The 22,634-nt window shown below is 51.0% G+C and carries 20 protein-coding genes; 17 read left to right on the top strand and 3 right to left on the bottom strand.

Features of this window, described 5'->3' with window-relative positions:
• Positions 1 to 76: 76 nt before the first annotated feature.
• Positions 77 to 1,690 carry a hypothetical protein gene (locus tag AXW11_RS04635; protein WP_143071129.1) on the top strand — a complete coding sequence of 538 codons (1,614 nt, stop codon included), beginning with the start codon at positions 77 to 79 and terminating at the stop codon, positions 1,688 to 1,690.
• A gap of 104 nt (positions 1,691 to 1,794) precedes the next feature.
• On the opposite strand, the gene AXW11_RS04630 is transcribed toward AXW11_RS04635, so the two are convergent.
• The gene (locus AXW11_RS04630; protein WP_036205406.1) at positions 1,795 to 2,514 is read right to left on the bottom strand and encodes a PEP-CTERM sorting domain-containing protein; all 720 of its coding nucleotides are present in this window, start codon (positions 2,512 to 2,514) and stop codon (positions 1,795 to 1,797) included.
• Between the two features lie 299 nt (positions 2,515 to 2,813).
• Between AXW11_RS04630 and prpD the strand changes: the two genes are divergently transcribed.
• From prpD to AXW11_RS04565, 13 genes are all read left to right on the top strand, one after another.
• Entirely contained in the window at positions 2,814 to 4,298 is a 1,485-nt protein-coding gene (gene prpD / locus AXW11_RS04625; protein ID WP_085680410.1) for a 2-methylcitrate dehydratase, read from the top strand.
• A gap of 175 nt (positions 4,299 to 4,473) precedes the next feature.
• Entirely contained in the window at positions 4,474 to 5,202 is a 729-nt protein-coding gene (locus AXW11_RS04620) for a PEP-CTERM sorting domain-containing protein (RefSeq protein WP_091641257.1), read from the top strand.
• Positions 5,203 to 5,351: 149 nt separating this feature from the next.
• Complete coding sequence (locus AXW11_RS04615; RefSeq protein ID WP_091641255.1) at positions 5,352 to 6,035, top strand: PEP-CTERM sorting domain-containing protein; 684 nt, start codon at positions 5,352 to 5,354, stop codon at positions 6,033 to 6,035.
• 208 nt (positions 6,036 to 6,243) lie between these two features.
• The gene (locus AXW11_RS04610; RefSeq protein WP_228301345.1) at positions 6,244 to 7,641 is read left to right on the top strand and encodes a TIGR03013 family XrtA/PEP-CTERM system glycosyltransferase; all 1,398 of its coding nucleotides are present in this window, start codon (positions 6,244 to 6,246) and stop codon (positions 7,639 to 7,641) included.
• 60 nt (positions 7,642 to 7,701) lie between these two features.
• Complete coding sequence (locus AXW11_RS04605) at positions 7,702 to 8,346, top strand: XrtA/PEP-CTERM system exopolysaccharide export protein (protein WP_091641250.1); 645 nt, start codon at positions 7,702 to 7,704, stop codon at positions 8,344 to 8,346.
• A gap of 59 nt (positions 8,347 to 8,405) precedes the next feature.
• The gene (locus AXW11_RS04600) at positions 8,406 to 9,932 is read left to right on the top strand and encodes an XrtA system polysaccharide chain length determinant (protein WP_091641248.1); all 1,527 of its coding nucleotides are present in this window, start codon (positions 8,406 to 8,408) and stop codon (positions 9,930 to 9,932) included.
• Positions 9,932 to 10,858 (top strand): P-loop NTPase family protein, encoded by a 927-nt coding sequence (locus AXW11_RS04595; RefSeq protein ID WP_085680420.1) that lies wholly within the window; start codon positions 9,932 to 9,934, stop codon positions 10,856 to 10,858. Before AXW11_RS04600 ends, AXW11_RS04595 begins: the two co-directional genes overlap by 1 nt.
• Positions 10,851 to 12,140, top strand: a complete 1,290-nt coding sequence (locus AXW11_RS04590) for an outer membrane beta-barrel protein (RefSeq protein WP_091641245.1) — start codon at positions 10,851 to 10,853, stop codon at positions 12,138 to 12,140. The genes AXW11_RS04595 and AXW11_RS04590 overlap by 8 nt, the downstream gene beginning before the upstream one ends.
• Before the next feature lie 52 nt (positions 12,141 to 12,192).
• Positions 12,193 to 13,053, top strand: a complete 861-nt coding sequence (locus tag AXW11_RS04585; protein WP_374700667.1) for an XrtA system polysaccharide deacetylase — start codon at positions 12,193 to 12,195, stop codon at positions 13,051 to 13,053.
• Between the two features lie 33 nt (positions 13,054 to 13,086).
• Positions 13,087 to 14,400, top strand: a complete 1,314-nt coding sequence (locus tag AXW11_RS04580; RefSeq protein WP_091641243.1) for a FemAB family XrtA/PEP-CTERM system-associated protein — start codon at positions 13,087 to 13,089, stop codon at positions 14,398 to 14,400.
• Entirely contained in the window at positions 14,400 to 15,374 is a 975-nt protein-coding gene (locus AXW11_RS04575) for a GNAT family N-acetyltransferase (protein WP_091641240.1), read from the top strand. The genes AXW11_RS04580 and AXW11_RS04575 overlap by 1 nt, the downstream gene beginning before the upstream one ends.
• 5 nt (positions 15,375 to 15,379) lie before the next feature.
• A complete protein-coding gene (locus tag AXW11_RS04570) occupies positions 15,380 to 16,495 on the top strand; it encodes a glycosyltransferase family 4 protein (protein ID WP_091641237.1) in 1,116 nt (371 codons plus the stop codon).
• A 55-nt stretch (positions 16,496 to 16,550) separates the two neighbouring features.
• Entirely contained in the window at positions 16,551 to 17,591 is a 1,041-nt protein-coding gene (locus AXW11_RS04565) for a polysaccharide deacetylase family protein (RefSeq protein WP_091641234.1), read from the top strand.
• On the opposite strand, the gene AXW11_RS04560 is transcribed toward AXW11_RS04565, so the two are convergent.
• Together AXW11_RS04560 and AXW11_RS04555 are read right to left on the bottom strand one after the other, a co-directional pair.
• On the bottom strand, positions 17,552 to 18,730 hold the full coding sequence (locus AXW11_RS04560; protein WP_091641231.1) for a carboxylate--amine ligase: 1,179 nt from the start codon (positions 18,728 to 18,730) through the stop codon (positions 17,552 to 17,554). The two genes, AXW11_RS04565 and AXW11_RS04560, sit on opposite strands and share 40 nt — an antisense overlap.
• Positions 18,730 to 19,905, bottom strand: coding sequence for a carboxylate--amine ligase (locus tag AXW11_RS04555; protein WP_091641228.1), 1,176 nt, complete (start codon positions 19,903 to 19,905; stop codon positions 18,730 to 18,732). Before AXW11_RS04555 ends, AXW11_RS04560 begins: the two co-directional genes overlap by 1 nt.
• Positions 19,906 to 20,119: 214 nt before the next feature.
• Between AXW11_RS04555 and AXW11_RS04550 the strand changes: the two genes are divergently transcribed.
• The 3 genes from AXW11_RS04550 to AXW11_RS04540 all read left to right on the top strand — a co-directional run.
• Entirely contained in the window at positions 20,120 to 20,656 is a 537-nt protein-coding gene (locus tag AXW11_RS04550) for an arsenate reductase/protein-tyrosine-phosphatase family protein (protein ID WP_177190594.1), read from the top strand.
• A gap of 13 nt (positions 20,657 to 20,669) precedes the next feature.
• Positions 20,670 to 21,941 carry an O-antigen ligase family protein gene (locus AXW11_RS04545; protein WP_143071128.1) on the top strand — a complete coding sequence of 424 codons (1,272 nt, stop codon included), beginning with the start codon at positions 20,670 to 20,672 and terminating at the stop codon, positions 21,939 to 21,941.
• A gap of 1 nt (position 21,942) precedes the next feature.
• A partial coding sequence (locus AXW11_RS04540; RefSeq protein ID WP_286791946.1) for a glycosyltransferase family 2 protein occupies positions 21,943 to 22,634 on the top strand: 692 nt, incomplete at its 3' end.

Here is a 22,634-nt window from a genome sequence, read left to right as displayed (position 1 = left end):
ACGATTCCAGAATTCAGCGCTTGTAAGCTCTTTGAATAAAAGAGATAAACGCTTAAATTTCAACGGAATGTGAAAAATGTCGCAACCATTCGGTCCGTCTGGCCTTCCTCTTATTGTTTGTTCAATCGCCTTGGCATTGGTTGGATGTGGTGACGGTGGATCCTCCTCATCATCGAATTCTTCGCAAGCTGGGCAAGACAACGCTGGCCCCGGAGTGACGGCGAAATCCCTGCCTGAACTGGATGGCTATATTGAGCACGACTATTCCTTACGAGGCACGAACGAGAACCCACGGGTTTATCGTCGTAATCTTGAATCTCACTCGCTGGCTTATGTGCAGGCAGGGGATAAGGTGGGTGGGCAGGTATTTGCCGGGGGTGTCTTTACCGACAATCTGTTCGCTCCAGCCGCCGTAACCGCAAGCTCAACCAGCGTGTCGATTCACAGCCGCGTTGATGGAACAAGTGTCAAACTGTCGAATATTGGTGGCGGGCAGGAACCTTGTTCCGTTAAGGGTTTCGTGAACAGTGACCTGTCGACAGGACTTGTCAATCTGGCGATGTCCGGCGGTAATCTGACATGCGACCTCTCGGTTGATTCCGACGACACGCATTACTGGTGGACATTGGGAGCCAATACGTTCGAGGTCTGGGAAGCGGATGGGGTGTCATCCTACACGGATGTATTCTTCAACGGCGACGGCGATATCGATTTTGTGGTCGCCAATAACTATGCCGAAAGGACGATCATCCTGTATGGAGAGTCAGGCGCTGAGCTGAAGCGGGTGGCGGGAAGCACCTGGGTGCCGAGAGTCTACCCCATGGCAGAACCCGGCCCCACACGGGATGAGACGTTTGTGGGTGTGCTCAGTGACGGCGAGTTCTTGATTACATCAGTTGCAATGCTGTTGGACTCCGGTCTTGCAGGCGCACAACCTGTGCTGTCGGGACTTTCTGAGTCTGCCAGGTTGGCGTCACTCTCTTTGATCGAGGACGACAAATACACAATCATCGCGGACCGTGGCGTGTTGCACAAGGTCGATGAAATCAATCGATCTGCCTCTTTGTTTGCTGATTTCTCAGATAAGTTTGCGGATGGTTGGGCGCTCGACGATGTTGTCGTTATGGGCGACAAAGCCATCGCTTTATGGACGACTTTTCAGGGTGCTGATCGCTCAGACCCTCTCGGTGAAGTCTATACCGTCGATCTGAGCTCGGGTGAGGTCGATTTGCTTCTGGCGGTGGAATCTACATTTGTTGCTTCTCGAACGGAATCACTGCTTTTCGTCAATTTCCTGGATTTCTCAGGTCGTAACAGAACCCTGATTGTAGGCCGGCCCGGTGGCCCGGTTGTGCCTAACGCGGAAACCTACTATGCAACGTCGATGAATCTGACTCGTGGCGGAGACCGAGCAAAAGTGCTGGCGATGAGCTCTTCCATCGAGAGGGATGTACTCAGCCCTGCGGGGTTGCTCAACCCCGACATATGGGCCGTCAATGAAACCACCGGGAACATAACAAGCAAGGTAATGACGCTGCCTTACAATTGTTACTCTATGGACTCTCTTTATGCGATTAACAGTCACCTCAGCGTCGTGTCTTTCTGTGAGGATGGGTTCGCAATAGAAGAGCTGGAGCTAGAGAGAGGGACATTGAGTTTCGTCACCTCGGATCTGCGAGCAATAAACTGAAGGGTAATGGTTGGAAAGCTAAAAGCCTCACCAGCACGAGCCTGGAGGCCCACGTTCCGGCTCCGCAAAACACCTGTCGAGCTTGCGGAGCCGAAGCGCTCTACTTACGCCTTGCGACTACGGCGACGCAGTCCAAAGCCCAGGGCGCCAAGCCCCAGCAGGGCCAGGGTGCTGGGCTCCGGAACCGGGTTGGTCGGAGTAATCGGGCTACCGGCGTCGAAATCGTTGTTGTCAGTATCGCTCAGGAAGCTGAACATGCCTGAGAACAGGCTGCCATCGAAATCGATAGCCATGGTTGTAAACAGGTCGTCGTAAAATACACCATCGAGGGAAAGCTTGTCGGAGTATTCAACGTTCACGGTTGTGCTATCCGTCAGATCGCCGGAATTGGACAGTCGAAAAGGCTTGCCCAGGGCTGAATCTGGTGAGCGGGAGTCGCTACCAACAATGTCAAAGATCGTGTTTCCCGGACGCCCGTTCAATACGATGCTGGTGACGTCTTGAACGGAATTGAAGGTAAACGGGGAGCTGTAGGTGTCTCCATTGATAGACAAGCTCCAGCCACTACCGATGGCTTCGCCGTAGGAAGAGCTGCCGACCGTACCGTCAAATGCCACGGTTTCACAGGCCGCGCTGGCAAAGCAAGTAGTGACTTCCATGCCGTCCATCAGCGAGCCGTCGGTTGAATACCCGGTCAGCATTTCGGTGTTGTAGAGGTCGCCGTCAGAGTTGACGACGTTTACGATGGGGGCTGCGTAAGCGTTCCCAGCCATTGCAGCGGCCAATCCCAGGCCAATCACTATTTTGTGGTCAAATCCTTTCATACTTCATTCTCCTTGCGTTTTTACAGATATCCATATTCACCCCGCGTTTCCTGCGGAGTGGTCTCCGGACTCCGTTTTTAGCAAGAAAAAAGCCAGCTTGGATATTTTTCGGTTAAAACAGCCGGTTGCCATTTTCTGAATGCTCTGGTCACCGGAGATGCATTGAAAAGTGTATAAAAAGTCAACGCTTAAGATCTGGATGGCTGTATCCCGGCCGGGCCGATGTACTAACCTGTTTGGCATGACTGTTTTTCGTTCTTAGTCTCTCACTGAGATCCAAAACCAATAAGGGATTCGCAATGAGCTCCAACGCTGATCAGAACATTCGCCCCGACTATGACGACGTCCTGCAGGCAATCGCCGACTACGCTCTCGGCTATCGGATAAAAAGCAAAGAGGCTTGGAATACCGCGAGAAACTGCCTGATAGATACCCTCGGTTGTGGCCTTCTGGCCCTGCGTTTCCCTGAATGCACCAAGCACCTTGGGCCGCTGGTTGACGGCACTGTTGTACCCCATGGCGCCCGTGTTCCGGGCACGCCTTACAGACTCGATCCGGTAAAGGCGGCCTGGGATATTGGCTGTATCGTGCGCTGGCTGGACTACAACGATACCTGGCTGGCGGCGGAGTGGGGCCACCCCTCGGATAACCTGGGGGGCATACTGGCCGTGGCGGATCATCTGTCCCAGAAGCGGGTGGCGGAGGGCAAGGCGCCCCTGACCATGCGGGATGTCCTGGAGGCTATGATCATGGCTCATGAAATCCAGGGGGTGCTTGCACTCGAAAACTCGTTTAACCGGGTGGGGCTGGATCACGTTGTGCTCGTCAAGGTGGCCTCAACCGCTGTTGTCGCAAAACTGATGGGTGCCAGTCGCGATCAAATGCTGTCGGCCTTGTCCCATGCCTGGGTGGACGGCCAGGCGCTGCGAACCTACCGTCATGCGCCGAACGCTGGCTCCCGAAAATCCTGGGCGGCGGGAGATGCAACGTCCCGTGCCGTGCGGCTGGCCGATATCGCAATGCGGGGAGAGATGGGCATCCCGGGGGTGCTCACGGCACCCCAATGGGGCTTCTACGACATTCTGTTCAGCAAAACCAATAAAGATCAGAAACTGAAACCTGAGGACAAGCGTCAGTTTACTTTACCCCAGGCTTTTGGCGCCTACGTGATGGAAAACATTCTGTTCAAGATTTCCTTCCCGGCCGAGTTCCATGCCCAAACAGCGGCGGAAGCAGCGGTGATACTTCATCCCGAGGTAAAAGACCGCCTGGATGACATCGAGCGAATCGTTATCACCACCCACGAATCTGCCATCCGTATCATCTCGAAACAGGGCAGATTGGCAAACGCGGCCGACCGGGATCACTGCCTTCAATACATGGCTGCTGTACCGTTGATTGTTGGGGGGCTGACAGCGGAGCATTATGAAGACAGCTTCCATGAGGCCAATCCGATGATCGACGAACTCCGAGACAAGATGGACGTGGTGGAAGATGAGCGATACACGCGTGAGTACCTGGAAGCAGATAAGCGCTCAATTGCCAATGCGATTCAGGTGTTCTTCGCCGACGGCACCAGCACTGATAAGGTGGCAGTTGAGTATCCCATTGGCCATCGTCGTCGCCGAAAGGAGGGGATTCCCCTGCTTGAGGATAAGTTCCGCCATAACCTGGCGACCCGGTTTCCTGGTCAGCGCTGCGAGAAGATCTTTAACCTGTGTAAAGATCAAGCGCTATTGGAGTCGACCCCCGCACACGAATTTGTTGACCTGTTTGTTATCTGAACTGATTGGAGCGCCTGCTCTCCGGGCGTAGCGAGGAGTTGTCGAAAAACTTTACATTGAGAAAATGTGCGGGCTTCTAACTGACTGAAAATTAACCAGTTGAAGCCGTGGCACGTCTTATGCAGCAGTTACTCCCTATCGAAGACGATTCTGTCAGCTTATATGGAGTACTGATATGAACACACTACAAACAGTCGGCGCCATTGGGGTTCTCCTTGGCGCCTGCAACTGGGCCAGCGCTGCGCCCATTCTCAGCATTAGTAGCCAGGGCGCTACAGCGGCCGCCTCTGCGGAACAGGACTTCCTGGACGCTGCGCATTCCGGTTATCTCACCGAAACGTTCGATGATAATTCTTTTTACACCGTTGGAAGCCAGGCTGGCACCATCACCTCCTCAGTGGGTGTTGGGGCCTTTACCAGTGCGGTGCCAGGTTCAGGCGGGTTGTGCGATAGCGGTCCCTATAACTGCAATGGCGGTCTTGCCGTATTGAACGCCGGCGCCAGTCCCTTTAGCGGGCGCTATTCCATATCCGGGGATAACTGGTTGGACAGTATGGATGCACGCCAGATGGTTATTTCTCCAGCGACTGGTTTTAACGCCATGGGTTTCTATCTGACAGACCCCAACGATGCTGGCGGACGCCTCTCGATTGGCGGGTTCGATTTCAGCTTCAACGACATATTTGGGTCCGCTCTGGGCAACGGCAGAGTTTTTTATGTCAGCCTCTATGACGCAGCGGGTTTGGGGGATGTCAGTATTTTTTCCAACAACCCCAATGATGGGTACGGCATCGACAACATAACAGTCGCCAATGTCACAGAGCCGGGTACGCTGGCGTTGTTCGCGCTGGGACTGCTAGGGATTGGGCTTTCGCTTTCGCGGAAGTCAAAGCGCAATCGCTGAGGATCAATGGCGGTGTGTCAGTATATTTTACGCAACCCAAATATTGCCAATGTAAGTTGTTGTTTAATAATGAATAAATAATTGGCACGACAACTGCATTGGTTTGGGCGGTTGATGAGAATCATAAGATGTAGACAAGGAGCAGTAAAATGAAAATGACTTCAAAGCTGATTGCAGCGGCGATGCTGGTGGGAACGTTCTCGGTAGCTCAGGCCGCTCCAATGGACGTTTTCGACCTGAAAACAGACGGTGGCGCGGACGTGTTTACCGATTCCCTCGGTGAAGGCGCGTTCTACGACAACGGAGCCTCTTTTGCAAAACTGAACGATGTTGATGGTAACCAGGATTCAGCCGGTGCCTTCCTGCTGTTTGAATTTGCAGGTTTTGCGAACATCAACAACTTCGGTATCTATAACCTGAACGACACCAACGAAACACTTCAGGTGTTTTCAGGGTCAGAAGGCTCTGGCGGTCGCCAGGTAGAATTTGACCTGGACGCCGGAACGGCTTCCACTCACTTCGGAACAGCCAACATTGGCTCTACGTTCGGCTTCTATCTGCAGCGCGGCAACACCACGTTCTATTCAGACGCCAGCCTGAACGGCGGCGTTGACATGACACGGATCTTTGACGTGACTGGCAGCCAGAACAGCAGCTTCTTTGGCAGTTCACTGATTGTGGCCTTCGAAGACCTGATTGATGGTGACTTTGATTACAACGATCTGATCGTTGGAATTTCAGACGTGCAAGCAGTGCCTGAGCCAGGAACGCTCGCTCTGTTTGGCCTTGGCCTGCTGGGCCTCGGTATGACTCGCCGTCGCAAGTCAGCCTGAGCTAAGTAAGCCATGAAACACCCTGCCTCGATCTCTGGGGCAGGGTGTTTTGCGTTTCTGGCGTCCCGTTGGGTGCTGTCCTTCTACTGTCCCTGATTGCAGTATCATTAAAATACAGTAAACTCTGTTCATCGTTAGATCTGCAGCATGGGATGCGCAGACGCATTTCCAGTGAACAGCAAAAGGAGTTGGCGTGGCCCACGTCAGATTGTTCAGGCACTACATTCATGTCCCTTTCGTTATTCTGGGCTTAATTGATTTTGTTGTCCTGGCCGTAAGTTTCTCGCTTGCCGCATTTTTTCGCCACTTCGGCGAAGTGTCCTTCTTTCTCGACAGCTATGTATTCCTGCTGCCTTCCGCTGTTGTTTTCAGTCTCGTCAACCTGGTAGTCATGATTGCCCTGGGTGTTCATCAGTCCCGCCTGGAAGAAGGCATGTCCGGGATGATGCTGAGGACCATTTTTTCGCTCATTATCGGCGTTCCGGCGGTGAGTGTTCTATTTATCATCGGCAACGACTGGCTCTGGTATCTCGGCTTCACGGATCTCCTCACATCGGCCTCGGTCTTTGGATTCTTCCTGCTGGGAATATGCCGTTGGGTCTTCTTCGCAATGGCAGGTAAGGACGCGTTCAAGCGAAAAGTTCTCGTACTCGGAGCGGGTTTCAGGGCCCGGCAGCTTCTGGAAGACCTTACAACGCCGTTTAATCGTAAGGGTTTTATCCTGATAGGGTTTGTGCCGATTCCCGATGAGCCGATTCAGGTCAGTGATGAAAACCTTCTCCAGATCCCGACCACATTGCATCAATACATCCTCAAGCACCCAGCAAAGGAGATCGTGGTCGCTGTCGACGATCGCCGTAAGGGATTGCCGATGGAAGATCTTTTGGAATGCAAAATGCTGGGTGTCCGCATCGTGGATGGGGCCAGTTTCTACGAGAGGGAGTCACGGAAAGTCGCACTGGAGATGGTAACCCACGGTTGGCTGGTATTCTCGGACGGCTTCAAAGTGTCGTCTGTATATGGGTTTGGCAAGCGTTTTCTGGACATCCTGGCGGCGGGTGTGTTGTTACTGGCAGGCCTCCCACTGATGATTCTCACGGCAATTGCCATCAAGATCGAAGACGGGATAAAGGCGCCCGTGTTTTACAGCCAGGAGAGAGTAGGCCTTAACGGCAGTGTCTTTAAGGTTCACAAATTCCGTTCAATGATCACCGATGCTGAAAAGAACGGCGCAGTCTGGGCCAGCCAGAACGACGCACGGGTCACGAAGGTGGGTGAGATTATCCGTAAAATCCGCGTGGATGAGTTGCCCCAGATCTTTAACGTTATCAACGGTACTATGGCATTTGTGGGTCCTCGCCCTGAAAGGCCTGTCTTTGTTGAGCAATTGTCGGAGAAGATTCCATTCTACAGCGAGCGCCACCGGGTAAAGCCGGGTTTGACGGGTTGGGCCCAGCTTTGTTTTGCTTATGCTGATAATGAAGAAGATACGCGGGAAAAACTTCGTTACGACCTTTATTACATCAAAAATCAGAGTTTATTACTGGATTTGTTGATTATAATTCAGACAGTAGAAGTGGTATTGTTTAAGAAAGGATCACGGTAGTTTCGGGACCCACATTTCCGAGACATGGAAACAGGCAAGGAATTGTAGAGAGGACGAACAATGTCATCCAAGTATTCGCTCCTGGGATTGGTTTTATCCCTGACCGCAGTCATTCTTGTTTCGGGTTGCGCTGGCCCGAAAACCTCATCACCGGAACAGATTCAACGTGCCTTGGCCGTCGACACGGTCAATAGCGTTGATGAATATATCCTCGGTGCCACTGACGTGGTGCGTGTCTCTGTGTGGCGCAATGAGGACCTGAGCATTTCCGTGCCTATTCGGCCCGATGGAAAAATCTCAGTACCGCTTGTGGGCGACGTGCAGGCCTCCGGCCGAACACCTGATGCCCTGGCAAACGACATAGAGACCAAGCTCTCGGCCTATATCCGGGAACCTCAGGTCAGTATCGTTGTCACCAGCATGGGGAGCCATGAATACTCAGACCGAGTACGTGTAACGGGTGCGGTACAGCAGCCGACATCGGTTCCTCACCGCGCCGGCATGACTGTGCTTGATATGGTTCTCACCTCAGGCGGCGTTACACCATTTGCGTCCCCGAATAACTCCGTACTCTACCGGGCTGTTGAGGGCGAGGTGGTTGCTATTCCAGTCAAGCTGGACGAAATCCTCTCTCGCGGCGATATATCGACAAACTACAAACTACGGCCGGGAGATATCCTGACCATACCTGAGAGAAGCTTATAACCCGGCACTGGGTATGATGGTTGATTCCGGTTGGGCTTTTTGAATAACGGACTATTGCTATGGCACTTCCTTTAAACCAGTTACCGAAAGAGATCGTTCGGGAAGTACGGTCTCGTAAATGGCTGGCACTGTTGTTGTTTGCAGTCGTCAGTTTCTCGGTATTGGCTGCCGGTTTCCTGTGGCCTTATAAATACCAGTCGCAGGTCGTTATTTTTGTTGATGACAGGAATATTATCCAGCCGCTTATGGAGGGCAGGGCCGTAGCGACAAAGGTCACAGAAAAAGTGTCGGCTGCCAGAGAGCTACTTGGTTCCAGGAACGTGCTGGAAGAGATTGCCACGGATACTGAAATATATGGTGACAATGCGGAAAACATTGGGCCGGAAGCTTTGGAGGGTCGTATCAATGGCCTCCGGTATAGCATGTCTGTTGTACCCAGAGGCGACAACTATTTCAGTATTGGCTATTCGTCATCGTCTCCCCTAAAAACTTTCAGGGTGGCGCAGAAACTGGGCCAGGCGTTTATCGAAGAAAACGCCAAGCGAAAGCGTGAAGAAAGCCGCTCCGCTTATGACTTTATCGATAAGCAGGTTAAGAGTTATGAGCAGCAGATTGCTGAAGTAGAAGAGCGCCTCAAAAAATTCCTGTCGGAGAATGTAGATGGTACCGAGGCCGATGCAAACTCCAGGCTATCAAACCTGCAAAGTCGCCTTGAACTGGCTCAGTTGGAGAAGGAGGAGCTGCAAACCCGTGCTCAATCCCTTGAGCGTGAGCTTGGCGGCGTTAGCCGCACTCTGAGGCAGGGGCGTACCGTGGACGCTTATCAGGAGCGAATCAACTCCATGGAAGAGCAATTGGACTCGCTACGGCTTCGTTACCATGATACTTACCCGGATATCGTCATACTTCGGGAGCAGCTTGAAGAACTAAAAAAACAAAGAGAAAGGGCGTTTGAGGAGCAGCAGCTCGCCAGTGAGCCAAGTGGGAGTGAAAGCATACCCAATCCGGTGTATCAGGAGGTTCGTTCCAATCTGGTTACAACCAATACCGACCTTGAAACTGTCGAAACGCGGATCAGTTCTATCAAGCGACTCATCGAGGAACAGAAGCAGCGAATGGAGCGCATCCAGGCAAACAAGGCACAGTATTCTGAGCTAACCCGTGACATGGAGGTCAACAAGGAAATTTATAACGACCTCTTGCAGCGCCGTGAGAAAGCCCGTGTTTCAATGCATCTGGACATTGAAGGGCAGGGCCTTAATTATAAAATCAACGAAGCTGCACAGTATCCCACGAGCCCTACAGGGCCGAAGTTCTCAATGTTTGCTATGGCAGGCCTCCTTCTTGGGGCAGTCGCTCCCTTTGGAGCGATAGCAGGACTGCTTCAGATAGACCCTCGTATCCGTTCTCGCGAGCAACTGGATGATGTCCTCGATATCGCGGTACTGGAGCATTTGCCGGAAGTCCGGACACCTTTCGAAAAACGGCGGGACCGAAAGGTCACCATGGCCGTGGTTGTTATGGCGGTTCTGGTAGCCGCCGCCTACGTCGCAGTAGCACTGGCTTCTGTGTTTGGAGTGATTTAATGGCTGATTCCAGAGCAGACCAGGGAAAAGATACCCCAGCGGAAGGAAGCGTTCTTTCTGATTTCGAGAAATGGAAATCAGAAAAAATGAACAGGGAAACGGATAACGTCAGTGGGCCGTCCTCGTCAGGCACAACTCCAGAGCTCGTCTCTCGTGGCGAAGATCGTTTCTCCGAATGGGATGACTCACGGATGCTGGTGCCCAGCTCGCTGGAACTTGGGGCGGGCAGTGTCGACAAGTACGTTATCAGCAAACAAATCGTGCGAATGCAGGAACCACGTCGCCTGACTCCGGACGATTTGGAAGAGCGCCGTATTATCTATCCGGAATCCAGTAATCGGCAGCTGGTCAATCATTTTCGTAACCTGCGGACGAAGCTATTGGAAAAGTCCGGAGGCAATAACTTCACGTTGGTGGTCAGTGGCGCCCGCGAAGGAGCAGGCTCATCATTTGTTGCATTGAATTTAGCAGCTGCCTTCGCCTTTGACGAAGCTAAAACAGCGTTGATTATTGACTGTAACCTTCGGGAACCTGCGCTTCACTCGACGCTGGATATAGTTCCGGACTCTGGTTTGACGGATTTCCTTGACGACCCGGACTACGATATTGCCCGAATTCTCTATCCGACTGGGATACCGAGGCTCCGACTTATTCCTGCTGGCAGCCGTCGTGAGACGCCGGGTGAGTTCTTCACCTCCTTCCGCATGAAACAGTTTTTACAGGCTGTTCGTCGCCGCTATCCGGATCGTTTCATTGTTCTGGACACCGCGCCCATTACCGAGTCACCTGATGCCAGAATCCTTACCGAGCTTTGTGACTACGCCATGCTGGTCATTCCCCATGCTGGAATGACGGCTGATGGTATTGAGCAGGCAGCGGGCGCATTCCACACCGAGAAGTTCGTCGGAGCTGTCATAAATGGTTAGTCCGATCGGGCCATGGAAGTGCCCGCGCTTTGTGATTCCCGGATTTCTGGTCTGTAGTTTTTTTACCTGCCAAGTCGTTGTTGCAGAGCCGATTGCGTTGTCGGGGGAGCTCACGAACCGATTCAGTGATAACACCACCCGGGATGCCAATGGCGAAATAAGCGACACTGAAACCAGAGTCAATTTGCGGCTCTCCCATCAAAGTGATCCCGGAGAGTGCCAGGCGAGCACCTTCGCCGATGTTGGTTATGGAGTGTGGCATGATGAGACTTACGATCCGGAAACCTATACAACGGCAGACTTTCTGGGTGATTGTGAGTTGGCACAGGGGCTGAGATGGGAAGTTGCAGACAACCTGAGAAATGTAACCAGGGACTCCCGTGGTACCGACACGCCAGACAATACAACTCGCAAGAACATATTCCGCACGGGCCCGGTTTACCAAGTTCCGCTTAGCAAAGTGGATCAACTTCGTTTGTCTCTTCATTATGAAAACACGGAATTTGGCGACTCCGAAGAAATCGACAGTGACCGCTATATTGGCTCGGTTGGTTGGAGCAGAATGTTTAGCTCCACGTTCTCCGGTGGCGTCAGTGTGCTTACCAATCAAGCTGAATATGATAGTGGTGTAGAGATTGATACCGATGTTGTCAGCCTCGATTTTTCCCAAACTTGGGCGACAACGAGCCTTTCCGGCAGCGTTGGTGTCAGTGAGATAGAAAGCGATTTTGGTGGCACTACCCAGTCAAGCGACGGAGTGGTCGGGGATATCTCTCTGGAACGGGAAATCAATCCGGTCACAACATTTTATATTAATGGTAGTCGGGAACTAACTGAACAGACATCAGATTTTGATATCCGCTTTGGTGACTTTGTGTTCGATCTCCGCGAAACCAGTGAAGTTGAGGTTACCGCGGTAAACACTGGCATTCGAAGGCAGTTTAGCGATGCCTCTCAACTGAATTTCAATGCATTTGCTAACCGAGCCGATTACATCCGTTCGGATGAAACAGAAGATCGGCTAGGATTGGCGGTAGGGTATAGTCGGCCCGTATTGCCTTTGTTAACGCTGCGATCAAACGCAAGATATCAGTATCAGTCATTCGACGAAGACGATGTGGACGAAGAAACCATAAGCGTGGATGTGGGGCTAACGTATGAACTTACTCGCGACCTGGGAATCACCGGCAGGGTTGGTCATACATCGAGGAGCAGTGATACGAGCGCCAGTGAATATGATGAAAACTGGGTCTCTTTAGCGCTGGATTATCGGTTTTTCTAGAACTGGTTTGGCATGCCCTGAGTACCATTTTTACACCCGGAGTATCACGGACGTGAAACAGAACGCCCTGACAATCGATGTCGAAGATTATTTTCAGGTAGCGGCACTTGCCGAGGCCGTCCATCGTGACGACTGGCCAACCATGGAATACCGGGTTGAAGCCAACACAGAACGGTTGCTGGAACTGTTTTCGGAGCGTGATGTGAAGGCGACCTTCTTTACCTTGGGCTGGGTTGCCGAGCGCTCCCCCGGGCTGGTGAAAAAGATCCAGCAAGCGGGGCACGAGATCGCCAGCCATGGATACAGCCACCAGTTGGTCTACACCCAGACACCGGAGGTTTTCAAGGAAGAAACCCGCAAGTCCAAGCGCATACTCGAAGACATTACCGGTGAGCCTATAACCGGCTACAGGGCTGCGAGCTATTCAATTACGGCACAGTCCCGTTGGGCTCTGGATATCCTTTGCGATGAGGGGTTCACCTGGGATTCATCGATATTCCCGGTTCACCATGATCGCTATGGCATGCCAGGCACGCCTCACGAGCCCTATCTATTGCAGGCGCCCAATGGCAAAACCCTCACGGAGTTTCCGCTGTCGACCTGCCCGATTGGTAGATACCGGTTGCCCATCGCAGGGGGTGGCTACTTCCGATTGTTCCCTTACTGGCTCAGCCATTGGGGCTTGGGCAAGATTAACCGGGCAGGGCAACCGTTTATTTTCTACCTGCACCCCTGGGAAATCGATACCGGGCAACCAAGGCTGAACGTCAAGGCATTTTCTCGCTTCCGACACTACAACAACCTGGATAAGTGCATGCATCGGCTTGAACGGCTGCTCAGCGATTTCCGTTTCGGCTCGGTATCGGACGTGCTGTCCGGTATGGACATACCCACCAGGGCTGTCGCTGTCTGATCGTTGTTTAGGGAATTCTTTAAGGATAGCGTAATGGGAATGGAGACACCTATCCCCGGTCTGGAGGCTTCAAAGGCGCGGCTGGACGAGTTGAAGAGTGACAAAGGCCGTCTCAGTCGCCTGGTGGGCGAAGCCCGCAAAAGCGGAACCAATGCGGATGAACTGATTGCCGAGCTCCAACAGGTATCCAGCGAGATAAAACAGCTCCAGAAGCAGGTTAAGCAGCAACTCAATGGGGCTCAGGCACAGGATAAGTGGACCCCAAAGCCGATCACTATTCCTCCTGCTGTTGGAAATGCCACGATGGCACAAGCCATCGCCGTAGAGCCCTGTGCAGATTCCGACATCCATCACGCAGAAGCCTACGTAGCCCGTCATCCTGCAGCGTCAGTTTGGCATAGGCCTTGTATTTCATCGTTCATCAGTAAAACCTACGGCCACAACACCCGATATCTCTGTGCCTACGATGACGTAGGGGGCATTGTCGGTGTGCTTCCCCTGGTACAACTCAATAGCCGGCTTTTTGGTAATTTCCTGGTTTCAATGCCCTATTTTAATTATGGCGGGGTTTTGGCGGACCATCCAGACATTGCCCAAAAACTCATCGGCGAGGGCGAAAAGTGGCGACAGCAGTTGGGAGCAGGTCACCTGGAAATGCGGTTTTGCCAGGATAATAAACTTGGCTTACCGCAACGCACGGACAAAGTCACCTTCTGGTTACCACTGCCGAGTAAGGCCAAAGACCTGTGGGACAGCTTCCAGCCCAAACTGCGTGCGCAAATCCGCCGGGGCGAGCGGGAAATGAACGGGTTCGCTATCGGTGGCGCTGACTTGCTGGACGAGTTCTATCGGGTTTTTGCCATCAACATGCGTGACCTCGGAACGCCCGTCTACGGTAAAGAGTTTTTCCGAAACTTGCTGGACACTCTAGGCGGGCAGGCGTGGCTGGTAGTTGCCCGTATTGAAGGGCAAGCGGTTGGCTGCGCTTTTTTGACCGGTTACAAGGGCCGCATGGAGATTCCCTGGGCGTCTACACTGCGCAAGTACAACCACACCAGCATCAATATGATCATGTACTGGAAAGCCCTGGAATTCGCGGTACAGCAGGGTTTCGAGGTTTTTGACTTCGGCCGTTGCAGTCACGATGCCGGCACCTATCGTTTCAAGCAACAGTGGGGTGCCCAGCCTCTGACATTGCATTGGGACTACTTGCTGCCGGAGGGAGAGGCGCTACCCGCACTCAACCCAAACAACCCGAAGTTCAGGCTGTTGATCGCCGTATGGCAGCGACTTCCCGTTTGGGTGACCACGCTGCTAGGCCCTCATATCGTCAAGGCCCTGCCGTAATGAGCCTGTTCCAGACAAAGGCGTGGCAAAGCGCCTGGTGGGACACCTGGGGGCGCCAGAAAAGCTTCCGCCTTGTCCGGCCCTGGGACGGAGAAGTGTCCGGGCTGTATGAGTCCCGGTACAGGCTGAAAGGGGTGCTGCCTATACGATCGCTACAGTTCGTAGGCACCAGCTCCCGTGAGCTGAGAACCCCAAGAACAGAGTATAATCGATTCTCCAGAAATCTCACTGGCCAGCCTCTGGTGCGCGCATTGCAACAGCAACTGGAAAGTCATACCTGGACCGAAGCCGTCTTTAACGATTTGCGCGCGGGTTCCGAGGATCTATCTGCACTGGTTACAATTGCCGCGACCCAGAATTGGGCGTTTCGGATTATCGCAGTTGATGATGGATATGCGGTGACAACTTCTGGACCTTTTGATGAATATCTCGCCTCGTTGGGCGCTAATAGCCGCTTAAAACTCTACAACCGCCGTGCTGTGCTTGAGTCTCTGGGGCCGGTGCGCGAAGAAAATTTATGGCCACACAACTCAAAGGCATTCTTCGATGCCCTTAACGCATTTCACAGGGAGCGATGGAGAAAAGACTGCGTAGCAGGAAAAAGTCTGACGTTTCATGAGAGATTTCTCTCTCGAGTTGAGGAGGAAGGTGGTCGCCCGTTGCTATCGACATTGACCTGTGGGAACCATATCGTGTCGGTGCTTTACAATGTCTGGTATCGGGGAGTCGTCTACAATATCCAGGCCGGCTTTGAGCAGAATTTTCATAAAAAGCTGTCACTTGGATCACTGCATTTGGGGTATGCCATCGAAGACGCGTTCAGGCTGCCCGACACGGACCGTTTCGATATGCTCGCGGGGCAAGGCAAGAAAGAAAACTATAAAGCGCGGATCGCAACTGAAAACTATCAGTTTCTGACGGTAATGTTGGTTAAGAGCACCTTATTCCGTGCTCTCTATTGGATGAGAGGGTAAAACCCATGGCAGGGAAAGATGTAAAGACTATTCTGCACCTCATTGATACAACGGGTCCCGGCGGTGCTGAAACCGTTTTTATCAATCTCCTTAAAGAACTTCAGCAAACAGAGTTTCGCAATATCGTTGTTCTGCGCGGCGAGGGTTGGGTAGCTGACCAGGTTCGGAGTCTGGGAATTACACCTCAATTCATTGACTCCAAGGGTAGTTTTAACCTTGGCTACATCCTTGGAATGAAACGTTTAGTGGTAGGCGAGAGTGTTGATTTGATTCATGCCCATTTGCTGGGCTCCAACGTGTACGGCGCTCTGCTTGCAATGATGTGCAGGAAGCCGATGATCGCGACGTTCCATGGCGCGGTTGATGTTGCGGCGGGAGAACGATTCCTGTGGGCGAAATTCGGGATTATTGGTTGGGGTGCGTCCACCATTGTGTGTGTCTCGAAGCGACTGCAGGAAGAGCTCGCTGAACGCAGCTCACTTCCCGCTCGTAAGCTACATCTGGTCTATAATGGTGTTGACCCAGAGCTTTTCTGCAAGGCGCCCGCGTCGGGATTGAAAGAAGAGCTTGGCCTACCGCCAGAAGCCAATCTTGTCGTTTCAATCGGTAATATTCGCCCAGCCAAGGGTTACGACCACCTGGTTGATGCAGCTATAAAGATGGCAAAGCTGGATCCGAACACCCACTTCGTCGTTGTAGGCCATCAGCGTCCAGCTTTGTTCGAAAAGCTCAAAGCTCAAATTCGTGGAGCACCGGAGGCACCGAGAATTCACTGGCTCGGTTTCCGGCAAGACGTAGTAAATGTTCTCCGGCAGGCGGATATTTTCCTTCTGCCTTCCACATCGGAAGGATTCTCAATCTCCACCGTTGAAGCTATGATGGCTGGAGTGCCTGTTATTGCTACACGAAGTGGAGGCCCAGAGGAAATTGTTTCTGATGGAGAGAGCGGACTTTTGGTACCTATTGAAGATTCTGATGCAATCGTCAACGCTATTCAGCGCCTGAACGATCCGACCTTGAAGCATCAGATAACCGAGCAGGCCCTTGAGAGTGCAAAGAGCAAGTTCAGCTTGAAGAGCATGTTGCACGCCTATCAAGGACTATATGAGCGCTTTATGTAACGCCGGGTGACCCAGGTGAAGTTACGCTGATAAGTTCAACGCAGGACGCGAGATCATGAAGTCTGTCATTCTGAAGGTCGCAAATATTATCGGGGAAACAGGCGTATATCGCTTCTTGTGCCCTGGTCGTGTGCCCGTCTTCATGTTGCACAGAGTTACTGACGGTAGTGATGGTATTCCGGGTGACATGACGGCTGAACGTCTTCGTGGTTACCTTCGTTATCTCTCCAGTCGGGGATATAGTGTTCTGACGATGGACCAGCTCTGGCAGTTTCTCAACAAAGGCACGTCGATTCCCTCCAAGTCCGTTATGTTTACCATCGATGATGGCTTTTCAGATCATCATGACGTCGCAGCGCAGGTGTTTGATGAGTTCGGGTTTCCGCTGAATTTTTTCGTGATTACCGGCCTTCTGGACGAGCAACTCTGGCCGTGGGATGACCAAATAGCGTACGCCGTTAATCGAACCAGAATCAGCGTAACCGATCTCCAGCTCCCATTTGGCGGCAAGTATTCCGTCAATCTTGCTGATATCGGCCTACGGCGGACAATCCGCGAGATTCGAAATGCCCTGAAGATCGTTAACCAGGAACATGTCTATCAGTGGCTGAGTGCAGAGCTTTACTCGAAATTGGAGGTCGATTTCCCCGATACCATTCCCCGGGAATACCGGCCAATGTCCTGGGATGATGCAAGGTCACTGAAGGAAAGAGGGCATGGAGTCTATCCTCATACCTGTACGCACCGCATATTGTCGACGTTGGCGTTGGAAGAGAAACAGCACGAAATCAATGAGGCACGAAAGAGGGTGGAACAGGAGCTGGCCCAGTGCCCAGACGTATTTGCCTATCCCACGGGCCGCCCATCGGATTATGACCGCGCTGATATCGAAGAAGTAAAGCGGGCAGGTTTTAAGATGGCCTTTAACACAGTACCGGATTACATAAGAGCCGGTTGCAGCCAATACGAGCTTCCCCGATTCTCTTTGCCGGAGAACACCGCTGACTTCCTTCAGATTGTCAATCGATTTGAGGCGTTGAAGGAAAAAGTGCCGCGTCAGCCAAACCGTTCTCGCAGTTTTCTACCTACACGCTGAGCGATATCCGTTATAGATGCCTTGGCGTATCGGAGTGCCGGCTGGGGGTCTTTCCAGTAAAGCAGTGCGCCAATACGCCGGCGACGTAGTAGTGCTATATAGCGGAATACAATGGCGAGCAGGTTCTCCCTGTCTTCAAGTCTTGCGATCAGGTCCCCAAAAAAATTCCAGTACACAAAATTATTTCGCTGTGGAGCGAATTCCACCCTGTTGCCATAGGCTGCCTGGGTGCAGGCCAGGATGTTGTTGATTCCACACCGTGTATCAAACCAATTACACATGCCTAACCGGGGATTGGTTTCGATGTAGTAATAGGTATCGGAGTACTGATCCTTCTTGAATTCGATCATCGCTGGCCCGGTGTAGTTCAGGGCCTTGCCAATTTTTGCGCACTCTTCCCGCAGCGCCTGGTTATTCTGACTGATCGCAAGTGACGTGACGCCATAATGTGAAGGCATGGTACCAAGACGCTTAAACACGAAGCAGGCGCTGAGTTCCTGATTCTGATCAAACGTTACGTTACACACCCACAGGTTGTCGTCACCGCCTTGTATCACGTCCTGAGCAATAAACTGGTCGAGGTGGGCATGGAAACTCCGCTTGAACTCATCCAGCTCAGCCAAGGAATGAATGATAACGTTCTTTGCGCCCAGTACCTTATATTCTCGAAAGGTCCGGGGTTTGATAATCAGCGGGAACGTTTCCGGCACATCTTCCTCAAGGTTGTAAAAGGTCTTTGGAAGAGTGATCCCACCCTGTTCCATGTACTGGCATTCCAATTTTTTGTCGTTCAGAACTTCCGTAGTTTCTGTAGTCGGCACGATCAGGTGTTGATTGGAGTAGCCTTCCTTCTTGAGTTTACCAAGTAGCTCCGCGGCGAAATCAGAACAGGCAAGCAATACACCAGGGCCGCCTTCGTTGTTGTTCAACTGGTCCAGGATAGGCCGGATGTCATTCACTGTAGGATTGAGGGGCAATAGAAAACGGTACTGACTGAAGCGGCTGTAGGCGCTAAGATCAGACTGTGCTGTAAGAAGGGTGTAGGTTTTAAGGCCTGCGTGAGCAGCAGAACGGACAGCCCCAAGACCGTTAAGTCCGTTCGCAAGAATAATGACGTAGGACCGATTCATGGCAGCCATCAGTTTCTCAGTGCACCGAGATACTGCTTCAACTCAAACCAGAAAGGACGGAGATCGCTCAAGCGATTCACCTCATGTCTGGTCCGCAGACCGGGCTTTAGAAAACGGATTATCTCTAACAACTTCGCACCTGTTGAGTAGGATGTGCTGGGAGCCTTAAGAACGAGGTAGAGGCGGTCCAGATCCCCAAGCAGCCATCTTACCCTACGGTGTTCCTGAACGGCTTTGGGTACTGGCCTCCCGGTGCTTGCAAGGTAGAGCCAATATGGAAAATCGATACCCGAGTCGATAGCCAGCTGTAGCGAGCCCCAGAACCTGGGGTTAACCTCCATAAGATAGCCTGTACCGTCCGCGGACACGCGAAACTCGACCATCGCAACGCCGTGCCATTTTGCCTTCCGTAGCAGGGTTTCCGCTGAGGACTTTAACCGCTCATCGACAGGCGCAGACTCACATAGCACGCTGACACCACCACCGGGCGGCTTTTCGCGAAGTCGACGGTGCGCAAAGTAACACACCGGTTCGCCATGATTGAATAACGCGAAAATGCCCTGGCCAGTTCCATAAATGAAGGACTGAATTGTAAAGGGAAAGTCGAAGGACTCGTGGGAACTCAGGGCTGACCGGGCTTCGTCACGGGACTTTGCAACAATGACCTGGGAAGAGAGTATACGGCCCTTATCCAGAATTTTCGATTTGAACGGCTTAAGAACGACTGGGAAATCGCCTATGGCGCCCAGCGCATTCAGGCCTTGCTCCGAATTCTCGCAGAATACTGTCTCGGGAATGGGGACCGCACTTTCAGCCGCCATTTTAAAGAGCTTGTTCTTGTTCGCGAGCTGGTCAACGGCCTCCGTATCCGGAAATGGCAAAACCACATGATCAGGGATCTCATTTCGATAAAGTAGCAAGACGTAGGTGGTCGCTTCCGTGATCGGTAGTAGGAAGGTGATGCCAAGAGCACTGATCTGATTCAGAATATCGTCAAAGAAAGCGCGTGGATATCTGTATGGGTCTGAGTAAGTGACCTTCTGCGAACAGTACCGAGAAACGGCCGCCATAGACGTTGGTGCACTTTCACCGACGGCGACCCATAACCCCTTTGAACCCAGAGACCGCACAGCGGCGAGGGAGGCTCGCTGATTTCCGTCGAGTATCAGAATTCTGGGTTCCATGGGTAGAAACGTCCTTTGTTCGTACCGATAGTTTGAGGGCAGTGCTCAATTATCCAGTATAACGGACTCAAATTCTATCGCGTTATGAGAGATGTAATGTCAGGAAAGACAAGAAGATTCCCGATATTAGAGGAAGTTGTGGCATGATACTACCAACGTAGCCGCTCCAGATCTCAATGGGGCTGTGTTGGATTATAAGTAGGGAGAATATCTGTTGAACCGGTTAGTCTATGAGCGGTTTGGCTCAAAAAAAGGATTATTTCTTTACATTTACTACTTGCTTCTTGCTCAGGCTGGTTTGTATAGCCGGTACGCGCATGTCAGGCCAAAAAGAAATCAAAGGCTTGTTTTCGTTTGCAGCGGAAATATTTGCCGCAGTCCTTTGGCAGAGGCCTACGCGCGTAGCCTTGGAAAAGATTCCGCATCCTGTGGTCTGCACTGTGGCGATGGCTTTGCTGCTGACCACAGGGCGAGAAACTTTGCCAACCAGCGAGGACTTTCACTGGAAAGCCACAAAACCGTCAATGTAAGGGACTTCGAGTTTCAGGATACGGATCTTATTGTGGTCATGGAGCCCGCTCAAATAACCTCATTTCATGACAAAATCGGCAAGAAATATCAATTGGTTCTTGCCGGTTCATACTGTGATAGGCCATACCCGTACATTCATGACCCCTTCAACACCTGCGATGAATTCTTCACCCATTGCGAACAACGAGTAATGGAAGCCGTCAGGGGGCTTTGTGCGTAGGAAAAGCAAGGAAGTGAACATTCAGGATTTTTACGCACTGGATTTTGGTGCCATGTGGCACTACTTCAAGTCGGAAACCCTGGCATTCTGGATGATCTGCGTTTATCTGTTTCTAGAGTACGTTCGGCCGCAGTCTATTTACCCGGTGTTGGATTTTCTCCCGTGGACACAAATTGCCGTTTTGGGCGCGTTGGTAGGATGTTTTCTCGATAAAACCGTGCGTTGGGTGTCTTGTTCAATTAACGCCACGTTGATTTTATTTTTTTTAGTGATATTGGCCTCAAGCATTTTCGCGTATAGACCAGATGTTTCATATAGTCAGCTGAATAAGTTCTATACTTGGTTTGTTATCTACTTTCTAATAATTAACATAGTAAATACTGAAAAACGTTTATTTCTATTTATATGTGTGTTTTTTGTCGCAAGTTTCAAGTTGTCCTTGTCATTGTCCATTACTTGGGCGAGTAGAGGATTTTCCTTTGCAGACTGGGGCTTAAGTGGCCCGCCTGGGTTCTTTCAGAACTCAGGAGAGCTAGCTATTCAAATGTTAGTGTTTTGGCCGCTTGCTTGGGCATTTTCTCTGAAGTTAAAACCATACCTAAACAAGGTTAAGTATTTAGTAGTTATCTTAATGCCTGTCACTGCAATCATGGTAATAATGGGCGCTAGTTCGCGAGGAGCTCAGTTAGCGTTATTGGTGCAACTAGTTGTACTCAATTATAAATCAATATTAAAGCCGAAGGTTATAATTTCCTGTTCTATTGTCTTTGCTATCTTGTGGGGCGTATTGCCTGATGAGCAGAAGGAGCGATTTAAAGTCGTAGGTGATGATAAAACATCTCAACAAAGATTGCTGTATTGGGAAAATGGCCTGGAGATGATTAATGATAACCCAGTTTTAGGCGTCGGATATTTTAACTATGTAGTTTACTATGAAAACTATTATTCAGACGATATGCTTTATGATCGAGCTGAGCTGCCGCATAATATATTTGTTCAAATAGGAACTGATGCCGGCTATGTTGGGGTATCGATTTATCTATTATTGATAATTTTTGCTTGGAGAAAGATGACCTCTCTGCAGGTTGCTCTTAGGTCAAAAGGTGATGATTTTTCGCGTCTCCCACGTTATTTAAATATATCGATGATTGGATTTTTAGTTGCAGGTCAATTCGTTACTGTTGCTTATTATCCTTTCTTTTGGATACATTTGTCTCTTGTTGTTTCTTTAAAAAAAGTAGTAGACCGAATGTTAAATTTTAATGGAAGCACTAATAAGAGGTGATATGGACTTATCTATTGTAATTCCAGTATATAATGAACAAGATTTCATTGCTATCTCACTAGAATCTATATTCTCGTGCTTGCAAACTGTAGATTTTGCGTATGAAATCGTTGTGGTGAATAATGGGTCCACTGATGGCACGCTCGATATCTTGGGAAAATTTCGAGATATATCAGTTTTCAGCATAGATCGAACTACAGTCTCCTGTGCAAGAAATTTTGGTGCCCTTAAGGCGAGTGGCGATTTGCTTGCATTCATTGATGGAGATGTTGTAATTACTGTCGACTGGGTAAATGCAATAGCTGCATTGATTGAAGATAATGATGGTAAAGCAATTCTAACTGGGTCGAAATGTAGATCCCGTCCGGATGGCACATGGATAGAGCGATACTGGTTTTCTAGTTTAGAGAGCTCTCATATCAATAGTGGTAATTTGATTATCTCAAGATCAGCCTTCAACTACCTAGGAGGCTTTAACCGAGAGCTTAAAACCGGTGAGGATGTTGACCTTTGCGATAGAGCCAAGCTCAGCGAGGAAGTTACTTTTGTAAAGAACATTAACTTCTCATCTATTCATCTGGATTATCCGAGGACATTGAAGAGATTTTTTCTACGTGAGCTCTGGCACGGGGAGGGGGACTTAAAAAGTTTGCGATTTTTTTTGCAATCCAAGGTGGCATTGGTGTCAGTTTT

Origin of the sequence: Marinobacter sp. Hex_13, assembly GCF_001566815.1 — a bacterium.
GTDB classification, from domain to species: domain Bacteria; phylum Pseudomonadota; class Gammaproteobacteria; order Pseudomonadales; family Oleiphilaceae; genus Marinobacter; species Marinobacter salarius.
This window is presented reverse-complemented; position numbering and strand designations above follow the sequence as displayed.

Coding starts and splice junctions, on each gene's coding strand:
- AXW11_RS04635 (WP_143071129.1), top strand. CDS start 77: ATGTCGCAACCATTCGGTCCGTCTGGCCTTCCTCTTATTGTTTGTTCA.
- AXW11_RS04630 (WP_036205406.1), bottom strand. CDS start 2,514: ATGAAAGGATTTGACCACAAAATAGTGATTGGCCTGGGATTGGCCGCT.
- prpD (WP_085680410.1), top strand. CDS start 2,814: ATGAGCTCCAACGCTGATCAGAACATTCGCCCCGACTATGACGACGTC.
- AXW11_RS04620 (WP_091641257.1), top strand. CDS start 4,474: ATGAACACACTACAAACAGTCGGCGCCATTGGGGTTCTCCTTGGCGCC.
- AXW11_RS04615 (WP_091641255.1), top strand. CDS start 5,352: ATGAAAATGACTTCAAAGCTGATTGCAGCGGCGATGCTGGTGGGAACG.
- AXW11_RS04605 (WP_091641250.1), top strand. CDS start 7,702: ATGTCATCCAAGTATTCGCTCCTGGGATTGGTTTTATCCCTGACCGCA.
- AXW11_RS04600 (WP_091641248.1), top strand. CDS start 8,406: ATGGCACTTCCTTTAAACCAGTTACCGAAAGAGATCGTTCGGGAAGTA.
- AXW11_RS04595 (WP_085680420.1), top strand. CDS start 9,932: ATGGCTGATTCCAGAGCAGACCAGGGAAAAGATACCCCAGCGGAAGGA.
- AXW11_RS04590 (WP_091641245.1), top strand. CDS start 10,851: ATGGTTAGTCCGATCGGGCCATGGAAGTGCCCGCGCTTTGTGATTCCC.
- AXW11_RS04580 (WP_091641243.1), top strand. CDS start 13,087: ATGGGAATGGAGACACCTATCCCCGGTCTGGAGGCTTCAAAGGCGCGG.
- AXW11_RS04575 (WP_091641240.1), top strand. CDS start 14,400: ATGAGCCTGTTCCAGACAAAGGCGTGGCAAAGCGCCTGGTGGGACACC.
- AXW11_RS04570 (WP_091641237.1), top strand. CDS start 15,380: ATGGCAGGGAAAGATGTAAAGACTATTCTGCACCTCATTGATACAACG.
- AXW11_RS04565 (WP_091641234.1), top strand. CDS start 16,551: ATGAAGTCTGTCATTCTGAAGGTCGCAAATATTATCGGGGAAACAGGC.
- AXW11_RS04560 (WP_091641231.1), bottom strand. CDS start 18,730: ATGGCTGCCATGAATCGGTCCTACGTCATTATTCTTGCGAACGGACTT.
- AXW11_RS04555 (WP_091641228.1), bottom strand. CDS start 19,905: ATGGAACCCAGAATTCTGATACTCGACGGAAATCAGCGAGCCTCCCTC.